The sequence below is a fragment of the Paenibacillus sp. MAHUQ-45 genome (assembly GCF_058133325.1).
On record NZ_JBYUPV010000006.1, the window covers coordinates 164,397 to 178,925 of the forward strand.

The 14,529-nt window shown below is 52.0% G+C and carries 7 protein-coding genes; 6 read left to right on the forward strand and 1 reads right to left on the reverse strand.

Annotated features, from left to right (window positions below):
* The first annotated feature begins 56 nt into the window (after positions 1-56).
* From AC3Y23_RS15220 to thrS, 5 genes are all read left to right on the forward strand, one after another.
* Entirely contained in the window at positions 57-1,541 is a 1,485-nt protein-coding gene (locus tag AC3Y23_RS15220) for a DEAD/DEAH box helicase (protein WP_379200290.1), read from the forward strand.
* A complete protein-coding gene (locus tag AC3Y23_RS15225) occupies positions 1,538-2,284 on the forward strand; it encodes an ABC transporter ATP-binding protein (RefSeq protein WP_379200292.1) in 747 nt (248 codons plus the stop codon). The genes AC3Y23_RS15220 and AC3Y23_RS15225 overlap by 4 nt, the downstream gene beginning before the upstream one ends.
* A 1-nt stretch (position 2,285) precedes the next feature.
* Positions 2,286-3,506 carry an ABC transporter permease gene (locus AC3Y23_RS15230; RefSeq protein ID WP_379200294.1) on the forward strand — a complete coding sequence of 407 codons (1,221 nt, stop codon included), beginning with the start codon at positions 2,286-2,288 and terminating at the stop codon, positions 3,504-3,506.
* A gap of 51 nt (positions 3,507-3,557) precedes the next feature.
* Entirely contained in the window at positions 3,558-3,701 is a 144-nt protein-coding gene (locus AC3Y23_RS15235; RefSeq protein WP_379200296.1) for a hypothetical protein, read from the forward strand.
* A 211-nt stretch (positions 3,702-3,912) separates the two neighbouring features.
* On the forward strand, positions 3,913-5,865 hold the full coding sequence (gene thrS / locus AC3Y23_RS15240; protein WP_379200299.1) for a threonine--tRNA ligase: 1,953 nt from the start codon (positions 3,913-3,915) through the stop codon (positions 5,863-5,865).
* A gap of 126 nt (positions 5,866-5,991) precedes the next feature.
* Here thrS and AC3Y23_RS15245 read toward each other — a convergent pair whose 3' ends face one another.
* A complete protein-coding gene (locus tag AC3Y23_RS15245) occupies positions 5,992-6,354 on the reverse strand; it encodes a RidA family protein (protein ID WP_379200301.1) in 363 nt (120 codons plus the stop codon).
* A gap of 278 nt (positions 6,355-6,632) precedes the next feature.
* Here AC3Y23_RS15245 and AC3Y23_RS15250 point away from each other — a divergent pair, with 278 nt between their 5' ends.
* A complete protein-coding gene (locus AC3Y23_RS15250) occupies positions 6,633-14,477 on the forward strand; it encodes a glycoside hydrolase family 3 N-terminal domain-containing protein (RefSeq protein WP_379200303.1) in 7,845 nt (2,614 codons plus the stop codon).
* Positions 14,478-14,529: the final 52 nt, after the last annotated feature.

Genomic DNA, 14,529 nt, shown 5'->3' on the forward strand with positions numbered 1-14,529 from the left:
GCCTTTTTGGCATATAATAAAGATATTATCTCAAGCGAAAAGGATGAATTACTATTATGACTAAAGCTTCATTTGCGGCCATCGGCATCCAGGAAGATCTAGCGGCCCGATTGTCGGAATTCGGCATCAACGAGCCTTCCCCTGTACAGGAGCAGACGATTCCGTTACTTCTGGAAGGAAGAGACGTGATCGCGGCTTCCCAGACTGGCACAGGTAAGACGCTGGCTTATCTGCTGCCGCTGCTTCAGGGCATTAACCCGGAACAGAAAGTGGTGCAGAAGCTTGTACTTGCGCCTACACAGGAGCTGGCCATGCAGATTGTGCGTGAAGCTGAGCGTTATGGTGCGCACCGGGGAATCCGTGTGCAGGGTCTGATCGGAGGTGCGGCGATCAAGCGGCAAATAGACAAGCTACGTGAGCATCCGCAGCTTGTAGTCGGTACTCCCGGCCGAATCCGGGAACTGATCGGACTGCGCAAGCTGAAGATGCATGAGGTTAGCACAATCGTCATTGACGAGGCTGATCAGATGTTCCAACTGAGCGGAGCTGGAGAGGTAGCGAAGATTGTTAGCAGTGCGCTGCGGACAAGGCAGCTCGTCATGCTCTCAGCCACGATTGGACCGGAGACGAAAGCGCTGGCGAATCGGGAGATGAAGAATCCGGCAGAAGTTGGCATTGCCCCAGGAGTGATGACCTCCCAAACTCTGGAGCATCATTACGTGGTAACTGAGGAACGGAACAAGATCGATATGCTGCGCCGGGTGATCCGTCATTACAATCCTAAGAAGGCTATTGTGTTCGTGAATGCTACAGATGATATTGCTGAAGTAGAAGCCAAGCTGAACCATCTGGGATTGACGGCGGCAGCTATTTACGGAGATGCGGATAAAGTTACACGCAGTCATGTATTGTCCAAGTTCCGTGACGGCAAATTTAAGGTGCTGGTCGCCAGTGACGTTGCAGCACGGGGATTGGACATTGAGGATTTGTCACTGGTGGTCAGCTTTGATCCCGCCTTTGACTCCGAGCATTATGTACACCGGGCTGGCCGGACCGGTCGCATGGGCCGCCGTGGTTTATCGGTCTCCATTGTGACAGAACAGCAGACTTTTATTATGCGCAAATTCGCACGGGAACTGGACATTGCGCTGGAAGAGCGCGAGCTGTTCGCCGGGAAGGTGCTTACTGCGGAGGAAGCTCGCAATTCGGCCCGCAGTGGCGGATCATTTAGCGGCGGAGCGGCACCGCGCAATAGTTCTGCAGGTGGCGGAACAGAATCCCGCAGCGGCAAGCCTACGGTACGGACGTCCAGTGTCGGTTCTGCAGCTGCCGAAGCGGCTAATTCTGTCGAGCCAACCCGGCGTCCGGTACAAGAGAACACTGCTGCGTCATCCGGTGGGGACCCGCGACGGGATCACCGCAGCGGAGCAGCACCTGTTCGCAATAAACGTGCGAGCAATAAGGTCCGCGAGCAAGACCGGAAGAATAAGGGAGCACCGAAGTGGCTCAAGAACAAAACTCCGAGGGGGGATGGCCAGTGAGTATAACTCCCGTATTACAAATTACGGGTTTAACCGGTGGTTACAGTCTGAACAAGCCAGTGCTGCATGATATTGCATTGCAAGTCCAGCCCGGTGAAATGGTTGGTCTGATCGGCCTGAACGGGGCAGGTAAAAGCACGACGATGAAACATATTCTTGGGCTGATGTCTCCGCATAAAGGAGAAATTCGGGTCAATGACAAGACACGGGCTGCCGATCCCGAGGGGTATCACGGCGCGTTGTCCTTTGTGCCGGAATCCCCGCTCTTGTACGAAGAAATGACAGTGCGAGAGCATGTGGAATTTACAGCGCGATCCTATGGTGTGGATCGCAGCGACTATGAATCTCGAAGTATCCAGCTTGCGAAGCTGTTCCGCATGGAGGACAAGATGGACACGCTGTCCTCTCATCTGTCCAAGGGTATGAAGCAGAAGGTCATGATTATGTGCGCTTTCGTGGCTCGTCCTGCCCTGTACGTGATTGACGAGCCTTTTCTAGGTCTGGACCCGCTAGGGATTCGTTCCCTGCTGGACTTCATGATGGATCTGAAGAAATCTGGCGCGTCGATCCTGCTCAGCTCTCATATTCTGTCTACGATTGAAAACTATTGCGATCGTTTTATTGTGCTGCACCAAGGCAAGGTGATCTCCAGCGGAACGTTGGACGAAATGACTGCGGCGGCCGGATCTCCAGGACAGTCTTTGGAGCAGCTGTTCTACGAGTTGGTTCAAGGAGGTCAGTGATATGGATCTGAAGGAGCTGCGGCGGCAGCGGCGCGGTCAGTCCATGGGGAAAATGCTGCCTTATGCCGGATATATTATCCAGAGTGGTGTGGCGATGGTATTCATCTTCATCCTGATCGCTTTTTCTGCCTGGTATACTTCTCTGCTCCGGAACATTCCGGAAGGCGTTCCTATTCGCTGGATCATGCTCGTACTGCTGCTGCCTGCGGCGGTGCACAGCAGCTTCCGGACCTATCTGCAAAGTCCGGATACCGTCTTCCTGCTGCCGCAGGGTCATCGGATGCGTGAATACTTTGCTCCGGCGTGGGTCAGTGGGAATGTGTGGAAGCTCCTGCGCCTGGCCTTTGTGCTGATTACGTTATGGCCGCTTTACATACGTACGGAAGAGACTCCCAAACTGCTCTGGGCTACAGCACTCTTGTTGGCCGGAGTGAAGGTGCTGTCGAGCTTCGGCTGCTGGCGCGAGCTCAGCATGCTGTCCCGCCCTGCATCCAGGTCGTTCACCCTCCTGCGCTGGGCGGTTGGCGGTCTTATGATCGCAGCCTGGCTTTGGCAGCCGCCCGGCCGGGCGTTGATTTTTATTGCGCTACTGGCGGCGGCGTACCTCGCAGCGCTGGCCGTTCCGGGCCGGCACCGTGTGGCTTGGGAACGACTTATTGCCACCGAGAAGAATCAGGGCGCTCGGGCGCTGATGATTCTTGGCTGGTTCGTGGATGTACCGGGGCGCGAGCAGCGGGTTAATGCCCGTCGTTATCTCGCCAAATGGGGGAGTAACTTGCCTTGGCGCCAAAGTACGGCTTACCGTTTTCTGCTGACCAAGAGCTTTGCCCGCGGTGACATCTTCGCAATTGTTCTGCGGATCGCCGTGCTTGGCTTATTCCTGAACTGGTGGAATTACGGTAGCTATCTGGGTAGCGGGATTTATCTGTTCTTCCTGTTCCTTCTCGGCATTCAGTTGTCTGCACTACGGAGGCTGCATAGCGAGTCCTTTTGGTTAATTGTGTACCCCTTACCACAGGGCAGCAAGGCGCAGAATTCGATCATGTTTATCTTCCGAATTCAGCTTGCATTGGCTGTATTGTTATGGCTCCCCTTCCTGCGGGGAATCGGGGAGCAGCCTGGGCTGGTGGCCGGAAATCTGGTCGCTGGCGCGCTGTTGGTTTATCTGTTTAAGGCTTATGCTTCCCGCAAGGAAGCTTCACTGGATGACGATGATTTATAGCAGAATACAGGGGGCAGCTGACGCTGTCCCCTGTATTTGCGTGAGGAGATCATGTTAAATAACGCCTTGACTTTATTTTTACGTACAGCTATAATCAACGCCAAGCCATACAATCCCGGCTATGACCAGAGACATGATTCCATTAATCAAGCTGCACAGAGAGAGAAGCAACCGCTGCAAGCTTCTTCTGATTGACGATGGAGTTACCCCTTTGTAGCCGTGATGTGGAACCTGAAGGCTCTGTGCCTGCGGAAGTATACATCACCGGACCATCTCCGTTACAAGATGCTGATGAGGACCCAGCAACCTGTGGGTCAAATTAGGGTGGAACCACGAGCTGAACGCACTCGTCCCTTGGGATGAGTGTTTTTTTGCGTTCAATAATTCGTGGATGGAGGCGTAACAAATGGTTAAAGTAACACTTCCGGACGGGTCTGTCCGGGCATACGAGAATGGCATGACAGTAGAACAGATTGCAGGTTCCATCAGCTCCGCTTTGCGGAAATCGGCAGTTGCCGGCAAAGTGGATGGTGAAGTGGTGGATCTCCGTACAGCGGTAGAGGCCGATAGTAGGGTTGAGATTGTGACGCTGGAAAATGAGGAAGGGCTAAAGATATACCGGCACAGCACAGCCCATCTCTTGGCTCAGGCACTGAAAAGAATATATGGGCAAAAGGCCGTCAAATTGGGCATTGGCCCCGTTATCGAAGACGGATTCTATTATGATATCGACATGGAGAAATCCTTGTCTACAGACGATCTCAAAGCTATTGAGAAAGAAATGAAGAAGATAATACAGGAAAATCTCCCGATTACTCGCCGTGTAGTTAGCCGGGAAGAGGCGTTAGCCATCTTCGGGGAATTGGAAGATCCCTACAAGCTGGAATTGATTCGTGACTTACCGGAAGATTCGGTCATCAGCATCTATGACCAGGGAGAATTCTTCGATCTCTGCCGGGGGCCGCATCTGCCGTCGACTGGCAAGATCAAGGCGTTCAAGCTGCTGAATGTAGCCGGTGCATACTGGCGGGGAGATTCCAATAACCACATGCTGCAGCGAATATACGGCACGTCTTTTCCGAAGCAGAATCAGTTGGATGAGCATCTGAACCTGTTGGAGGAAGCCAAGAAACGGGATCACCGTAAGCTGGGCAAAGAGCTGGACTTATTCATGTTCTCGGAAGAAGCGCCGGGCATGCCCTTCTTCCTGCCCAAAGGCATGATCATTCGTACAGAGCTGGAGGACTTCTCCCGTGAGCTGCAAAGACAGGGCGGCTATGATGAAGTGCGTACACCGTTTATGATGAATGTCCGGATGTGGGAGCAATCAGGTCACTGGGATCATTATAAGGACAATATGTACTTCACAGATGTAGACGATACGAAGTTCGCATTGAAGCCAATGAATTGTCCAGGTCACATGCTGATGTTCAAGAACAGCCGACATTCCTACCGGGAGCTGCCAATGCGTCTGGCCGAGTTCGGCCAGGTTCACCGCCATGAATTCTCTGGCGCGCTGAATGGCATGATGCGGGTGCGTTCCTTCTGTCAGGACGATGCACATCTATTCGTGCTCCCTTCCCAGATTGAGGAGGAGATCGCTGGTGTCATCGAGCTTATCGACCATATTTATCAGGTCTTTGGTTTTCAATACAGCATCGAATTGTCTACTCGGCCTGAGGATTACATGGGCTCCGAGGAGCTGTGGGACGCGGCGGAGCAATCCCTGCAAAATGTGCTGGAGAAGCGCGGCATCCAGTATCGGATCAACCCGGGAGACGGGGCATTCTATGGACCGAAGATCGACTTTCACATTCTCGACGCGCTGAAGCGCAGCTGGCAGTGTGGAACAATACAGCTGGACTTCCAGATGCCAGAGAAGTTCGACCTCAGTTACATTGGCGAGGATAACGGGAAGCATCGGCCGGTGGTTATCCACCGGGCAGTCTACGGCTCCATCGATCGTTTTATCGGGATATTGATAGAGCATTTCTCCGGGGCCTTCCCGGTGTGGATATCACCAGTGCAGGTTCAGATCCTGCCGGTCTCTGACAGGTACAATGAATATGCTTCGCAGGTGAGAAAGGCTTTGGAGGAGGCAGGTATTCGCACTGAAGTTGACTATCGCAGCGAGAAGCTGGGCTACAAAATCCGTGAAGCGCAAATGGCGAAGGTTCCGTATATGATCGTGCTGGGTGAGAGCGAGCAGGCTGGACAATCCATCTCACTTCGCAAGCGGGGGCAGGCTGAGACGGTGACAACAGATCTGCAATCCTTCCTCGCAGTGATTAAACAAGAGATTGCACTGAAATCCCTTGAATTTCTAGATAATAATGTGGTAGCAGCACCACAAGCATAAGATAGCTACGAAGAGAGCGCCAGGCGGATTCCGTCAGGCGCTTTTTATTTTTGACGATGAGAACGGTGCTCTCAAAAAGATAAAATGAGGTGATGCTCTTGTGTGCGGTTCCCAAGAATGCCTTACCTAACTCCGGGGTTTATAAGCAATTCCATCCATCATGCACAGGCAAGAAGAGTTCACAAATTTGCTGGTGGTAGTCATTCGTGCCGGAAAGGTCTCATTATCAAAGTAAGTGCGGAATACGTCACGGGCGACGGAGAAATGCTCGATATCCCGCAGATACAGGTTGATTTGTACAAGATCTACAAGTCTTGCTCCTGCGGCATGCAGGGTAGTCTTGAGATTCTCGAAGCTCTGCATCATCTGAAAGGCAATGTCGTCCCGCTCGTGTCCTCCCGAATGATGAGCAAGAAAGATGAAATCTCCGGCAGCGGTGAAAGCAGAGCAGGTATCATCCCCGTAATGGTTGGATAAACGTGTAATCATTCATATTCCTCGCTATCTATTATGTAATTTTGTATCCATTATACCAAACGTATGTTCTTAAATCTATGATTCATATTACCTTCTTTCAGACCGTTACAAATGTTGAATATTTTTTAATTTCACAAAAACGGTGTAGATGATTTAAAAAATGAGGCCTGTCTTTTACCAATCGTCTCCAGCATAATAAGCCTGAGCTTAAATCTGTATACGCTTCCAAAGGGAGATGCGCACTAAGTTCCGTACCAAACAACAACTACGTATTGGGGGAGGATTCAGGCGTGAAAAGAAGATTGTCCATTTTTTTGGTCATGCTTTTGCTGTCTTCAGTGGTTTTGGATGTGCTGGGCGCAGGCGTGGCACGTGCTGCAAGTGGTGAGACAGGACTTCCGGTATACTATGATGCGAGGAAAAGTGTGGATGAACGTACGGCTGACTTGCTATCCCGCATGACGCTGGACGAGAAAATCGGGCAGATGATCCAAGCCGAAAGGGCCTCGGTTACACCTGAGGAAGTGATGGAGTATGGACTTGGCTCTGTCCTCAGCGGCGGCGGCTCCTTTCCAAATGGGAAGGAAAGCGACAGCACGCCGGATCACTGGAGGTCACTGATCGACGGATATCAGGATGGTGCGTTGTCGACACGGCTAGGTATTCCCCTGCTGTATGGCGTCGATGCAGTACATGGACATAACAATCTCAAAGGGGCTACATTGTTCCCTCACAACATCGGGCTGGGAGCAGCGAATGACCCTGAACTGACAGAGAAGATCGGGGCAGCTGCTGCCAAGGAAGTGGCGGCGACCGGAGCGAACTGGACCTTTGCCCCAACCATGGCCTCTCCTTACAACGCAAGATGGGGGCGCACGTACGAGGGCTTCAGTGACAATCAAGAGATTACTGCCAAGCTTGGGGCGGCTTATATTCTGGGATTACAGGGGCGAACGCCTGCAGAATTGGTCGGTGCAAGTACCATAACGGGTACTGCCAAGCATTATCTGGGTGAGGGTTATACGGACAATGGAGTAAACCAGGGTGATACTACTCACTACACCGAAGAAGAAATTATCAAAAAGGATTTGAAAGTATACGAGGCCGCAGTGAATGCGGGTGTACAGACTGTAATGGCATCCTACCACAGTATCAATGGCTTGAAGATGCATGCCAATCAGCATCTGCTCACAGATGTACTGAAAGGCGACAAGAAGAACGGCGGCCTGGGCTTTACAGGCTTTGTTATTTCTGACTATAACGCTGTACAGCAAATTACACGGGATAGTGACGGGAAACCGGTCAGTGGATTGAAAAATCAGCTTGCCGCTTCCATCAACGCCGGGGTTGATATGTTCATGTTAACCGCAGACTGGAAAATCAGTCTGAAGCATATCAAGGATCTTGTAGGCGAAGGTAGAGTCAAGGAGGCGCGGATTAATGATGCCGCTGAGCGGATTATCCGGGTGAAAATTGCTTCTGGACTGTTCGAGCATCCGAAGAGTGACACTGATCTGGCGGGTGCCTTCGGCTCCACGGAGAACCGGACACTGGCACGTCAGTCGGTAGCGGAATCGCTGGTGCTATTGAAGAATGACAAAGTGAACGGCAAGCCGCTTCTGTCCCAGCTAAGCGGGATGAAGAAGATTTTTGTCGCCGGGAAGAATGCGGATGATATCGGCAATCAGGCTGGAGGTTGGTCGATTACCTGGCAGGGCAAATCCGGAAAGATCACGGAAGGCACCACCATTCTGCAAGGTATCAAGGATGTGGTTTCCCCGTCCGCAAGCGTTACCTATAACAAAAATGGACGCGGTGCGGCCGGCCATGATGTGGCGATTGCCGTGATCGGCGAAACGCCATATGCGGAGAGCGCCGGGGACCGTACGAATCTGAACCTGGATGAGCAGGATCTGGCAACAGTGGCCAACATTCGGGCCGCTGATCCGAATATCCCGATTATTGTGGTGCTCGTCTCCGGGCGCCCAATGACAATTGCCCCGCAGTTGAAGGATTGGGACGCACTCGTCGCTGCCTGGCTGCCAGGTACGGAGGGAGCCGGGGTTGCCGATGTGCTGTTCGGTAACAAGGATTTCAAGGGCAAGAACCCGATCCGCTGGCCGTTTACACTGGATCAATATCCGGTGAATAACGAGAGTCAGAATGTCTTGTTCAAGACAGGTTATGGGTTGACCAAAAATGAAGAGACACCTGTTCTGCCGGAAGGACCGGTAGTCCAGGAACCGGCGCATCTCATTCCGGGCAAGATCGAGGCCGAAGATTTCAGCGCCAAGAGCGCAGGCCTGCAAACCCAGGAGACGCAGGATGTAGGTGGAGGGCTCAATGTTGGCTACACCTCAGCAGGCGAGTGGCTGGACTATAACGTCAATGTAGCTGAAGCAGGCACTTACCGGGTGGACTTCCGGTATGCAGTCAATGGCAACCCTACAGGCATCAAGGTCAAATCCGCAGAAGGGAAGACGCTTGGTACCTTAAGCGTAACCTCGACAGGCGGTTGGCAGAACTGGCAGACCAAAGCGGTGGATAATGTGGTCTTCCGAAAGGCGGGATTGCAAAAGATCCGTCTTGAATTTACCAGCGGGAATATCAACCTCAACTGGGTTCAGTACACCCGTACAGGAGATGTTACTGCCGAAGAGCCGAATCCGGGCGGCGGCGGGGAAACCGTACAGGAGAATGTTATTAAGCAGGATGCAGTCAGCTCCTGGGTCTCCAGAGAACGTGATCCATCTGACCGGAAATGGTATTACGCCGACCGCTATCAGGAGGGCGATGCCAAGCTGGAGCAGCAAAAACCACTGAATATTGCCCTGCCTAACAATGCAGAAGGCACGTCCATTCATATTGACCCGGACAAGAAATATCAATCTATTCTGGGTATCGGAACCTCGATGGAGGAATCGACCGTCAACAATCTGGCCAAGATGTCTCCGGCCAAGCAGGATGAATTGCTGCGCCAAATGATCGATCCTAAGGACGGCATTGGTATGAGTATGCTGCGTCTGACGATCGGAACGGCAGATTTTACAGATAAAGAATTTTACAGCTATAACGATATGCCGCCGGGACAAACGGATGTTAATCTGGAGCATTTCTCGATTCAGAAGGATATTGATTACCATATCATTAGCACCGTGAAAAAAATCCAGAGCATCAACCCGGACATTAAGTTCTTTGCTTCACCATGGAGCCCGCCGGGCTGGATGAAAACAACGGACAGTATGATCAAGGGGCAAGTAAAGGAAGAATATTTGCCAGTGCTGGCCAAATATTATGTGAGATTCCTGCAGGAATACGCGAAGCTCGGCATTACCTTTGAGGGAATGACCATGCAGAATGAACCTCTGCTGGAAATCGAATACCCAAGTACCAGAATGTCGTGGGAACAGCAATCCCGGCTCGCCAAGCTGCTACGTGCCGAGTTGGATGCTGCCGGATTCACATATGTGAAGCTGTGGACCTTTGACCACAACCCTGGTGATACGATGGCATATCCGGCACAGATTCTCGGGAATAAGGAAGAGGGCGCCTATGATGCCGTCGACGGTACAGCTTTCCATGATTACGGAGGCGATCTTGGGCTGATGACTCAGCTTCATGACCTGTATCCTGAGAAGCATGTCTATCTGACCGAACGTGCGGTATGGGGAACGTCAGGTGCTGACCGGATGGCCCAGTATTTCCGCAATTGGGCCCGTAGCTACAACTCCTGGGTAGCGATGCTGGATAGCGATATCGCCTCCCACCAATGGACAGGAATTCCCGATCCTACACCGATAGTGCAGGATTCAGCGAACCGCAACAACTACTGGCTGCTTCCGGAATATTATTTGATGGGCCAGTATACCAAGTTTGTCAAACCAGGTTATGTGCGGATTGATAGTAACTACGGCTCAAGCAGCACTGTAACCAATGTGGCGTTTGCAAGCCCAGATGGCAAAGAAATTGTAACTGTGGTGATCAACCAGACGAATGAAGCACAGCCATTCAAGCTACTTGCCGATGGTACACAGATTACTGCAGTGATGCCGGCTAAATCGGTTGGAACGTATACATGGGAACGTGTGAATGGAATCAAGAAGGCGCCGGGTGCTTGGAATGCTGTTGATTTTGATGCAGCCGAGGGCCAATACACCAAGCATGCCAATGGATATATTTCTGGACTTTCCGAAGGCACTTCTTCCTTCGACTATGTAGTGAACGTGCAGGAAAGCGGAAGCTATGCGCTGAATTTTGAACACAGCTTTACCGGCATTGCCGGGGCTGGACAGCAAGTCGAGATCTTTGAAGACGGGAAGCCTGTCGGAGTCATTCACCTGACCAAGCAGACTGCGGATGCAGAGGATTTTGCTGCAAACCGCACCGTTTTAACACTGAATAAAGGCATTCATAAGCTTACGCTGAAGACCACTGGCAAGGGCTACAATATCAAGTCCCTGACCCTTGTAAAAGCTTCTGCCGAAGCAAAGAGCCTGCCGAACATCCTTCCTGCCGCAGATTTTACCGGGTCCTCCGGGGTTCTGGTGAAGGACGGAGCGGTTAGATATACCGACAATGGCGATTGGGCGAAATATACGGTCAATGTTCCTGAGGCCGGCAGCTATCCGCTGCTGTTATCGTATACCACGGCCAATAACGGCGCAGGATTCGAACTGCTTGCCGGTGAGGGAGACGCTACCGTAACGTCAGCGACCTATGGATTGCCGGGTACTGGTGGATGGAGCAACTGGCAGTCCTTCCAAGGCGCGGTGACTCTCCCGGCAGGGGAACAGATCTTGACGCTAAAAGTAACAGGGGAAGGGTTCCAGCTTAAATCACTGGTGTTCGGCCCTGCATTACAATGTGATACAATCCTCACCGAAGGCCAGGAAGATGGAGCAGAGGTGCTTGTTACTCTGTACAACGAAAAATATGCACCTGTGTTGGATGCAACGTATTGGAATATTGAAGATTACCCTGGCACCGTTGTGAACAGTGTGTACCGGGTAGACGATCACACAGCTAAGGTTGTGCTGAAAGGCACACGGAGCGTTGATTTTGACAAAGACCGTGTACTGACCGTTACGGCTGATGTATATCAGACTGAATCACAGAAAGCTTACGGCCATGTGAAGCTGCTGAAAGTCCCTGTTATCGTGAAGGCAGTGAATGATGAGGAGAGCATTACGCTTACGCCATCCAGTCTGCCTTATAACGTGAAGGGACAGGAAATCATAATTTCCCTGACCGGGGGAACGTTCAACCCTGACCACCTGCAAGACATTACCGTGTCTGGAACGGCAAAAGATCAGGGCCATGTCTCCATTGACTCGGCTGTTCTAATCAATCCGGTTCAAGTGAAGCTGACGCTGGCTTGGAATGGTCAGCCGTATTATAGCGACTTGAAGCTGAAGGTGAACGTGCCAGTCAGCGCTTATGCTGATTCTGAAGGCGGAGCCACACTGACGGCGGAAGCCACGCTGGCGGGAACAACCCGTGCAGCAGCGCCTATCAACCTGTTGGAGCTGAAATCGCTGGATCAATTCTACCGACTGCAAGGGATGACGGCGAGTGGTGGAGGCAGCGGAGCAAAGCTCACCGGCATTCAAGCCGGGGGGAACGTGGACTATTGGGTGAATGTGCCGGAGGACGGCGACTATGCGGTAACGCTGACAGCGACATCCTCGGGTGCAGCATCTCAGGGAATTATTTTCAAGACAGAAGCGGGTCAAACCCTGAAGACATTAGATGTACCAAATCTCTATTCCCAGACGGTCGGCATACGTGCAGTGCTTCCGCTGAAGAGCGGTGAGCAGAAGCTGCGTCTGCAAGCAGGTTCGGGCGGGTATGAGCTCAGCGGCATCGCGGTAGAGCGGTATGTGCCGGATGTCATGGGCAGCAGCAGATCTATTAAGGTTGAAGCTGAGAATTATTATAATGCTGCAACAAACGGTGTTCAGAGCAATATGAAGGACGGCGTTTTAGATTTTAAAAATATTGGATTTACTTCATCCGGCGGTTCCTTCGACTACAAATTGAGCATTGCTGAAGCCGGATTATATAAAATCATTTATCGTTATGCCACAACAGAAGGCGGCGTAAGTGTCACCTTGTCCGCGAACGGTAGTAAGCTGCTGGATACAGCTATGCCAGCGACAGGCAACTGGGGCTCATACAGTGAGACTGGTGGTGTTATCCGGCTTGCACAGGGAGAACAGACGCTGCGGATCACGTTAAACAACAACGGGGCCAACCTGGACTGGTTCTCGCTGGAACCGGCGGAGGATGTTGTAGTGAAGGAAGGCAAGGCTGCATTGCCTGTCTCCTCTCTGAAGCATGGCCAGTATAAAGGGTTGCAAATCGTAACATTAAGTACAGCTACAGAAGGAGCAGAAATCTACTACACTACAGATGGTTCTCTGCCTACAGCAGAAAGCAAGCTGTATAGCGGAGCGATTGAGATTTCCGATATGACCGTCATTCGTTCCATAGCGGTGAAGGAAGGTATGAATAGCAGCTATGTTGCACCGTTCTCCTACCTCATCACCGAAGATGCTGAAGTGAAGAAGGTGTCCGCACCGCAAGCCGACCCTGCTGGAGGCACATATACCGGCGAGGTGAAGGTGAAGCTGACGACAGCAACAGCCGGAGCGGAAATTCGCTATACCCAGGATGGCTCTGTGCCGACAGCTAGCAGCCAACTTTATAGCGGACCAATCTATGTAGGAAAAAGTAAGACGATTAAGGCTATCGCGCTCAAAGAGGGCTGGAAGTCCAGCGATGTATCCAGCTTCGAGTATATCCTGAGTGAGGATGGTGGGCCGGGTACATCGCCAAGTCCTGAACCTACTCCGAGCCCAACACCAAGTGCAACACCTACTGCAACACCAAGCCCAACGCCGGGATCAAGCTATAGTCCGGATTCGAACTCAGGGTATATTCCGACACCAAGTCCAACACCGGCAGCAGGTGGAAGTAAAGAAAGTGTTAATGGTGGCAAAATCATCACTGTGACTCCAGTATTGAATAAGGACAACGGCAGTGCAAGGGCAACGGTTAGCGCTGAGGCCTTGAAGCAGGCGGAAGCAGCACTGTCCGGTAATGAAAAGAATGTCGTGATTGAAATTCCATCTCTGGCGGATGCCAAAGGTTATGAGCTGCAGCTGCCGGCAGGAGCGTTGTTCGCCGATGCGAAGACTTCTATTGAAATCCGCACCGGATTCGGTACACTGTTGATCCCGGCAAGTGTGCTGAAGGCGGGGGCAGATCAGGCTCAATCGCCTTGGATCATTACCATCGCCAAGGTGGAAGGATCGCTTGCAGGACAAAATGCACGGCCAGCCTACAAAATTAGTGCAACGATTAATGGCAAAGAAGTGTCGTGGACATCACCTGATTTGCGGATCACAGTCTCCCTGCCTTATGTACTACTGGCTGGAGAACGTGGTAAAGAGGAGCATCTCACGATCCATAGCCTGAATGCGGCAGGAACGCTGACGGCTGTCCCAAGTGGTCAATATCGCAGTGGTGCAGGGGCAGTAGTCTTTACTGGAGCATTATCCGGCACGTATGTCATTACGTTCACGGAGAAGACCTTCGGGGATATCGAGCGTTACCCATGGGCCCGTCAGGCGATTGAAGTGCTTGGGTCCAAAGGAATTATTACCGGTATTTCGGACGGAATGTTTGGACCGCAGAGTGATGTGAAGCGCGGAGACTTTGTACTCCTGCTTGTCAGAGCGCTCGGTCTGGATACTGCCACTGCAAGTGATAACTTCAGTGATGTGAAATCGGGCGACTACCGATACGCAGCGCTGGCTATCGCCAAGCAGCTGAACATCGCTTCCGGTCGCCCGGATGGAAGCTTTGATCCTAATGCTCCGGTGACGCGTCAGGAGATGATGACCCTGGCCGCTAAGGCGATCGCCGCGGCAGGAAAGAAACTTCCAGCGGGAAGTGGAGCTTCTCTGCAAAGCTTCAACGATGCTGGCCAAGTGGCGTCATACGCCCAAGACAGCGTTGCGAAGCTGATTGCAGCAGGAATTATTAAGGGCGACGGCACGCGCATTCATCCGCTCGGGGTAACGACTCGTGCAGAAGCCGCAGTATTGATCTACAGCCTGTATAATCTGTAATCTCCCTGCCGACTGGCAACGGAGAGCATAAAAAAACGCCTTGACGTATGCT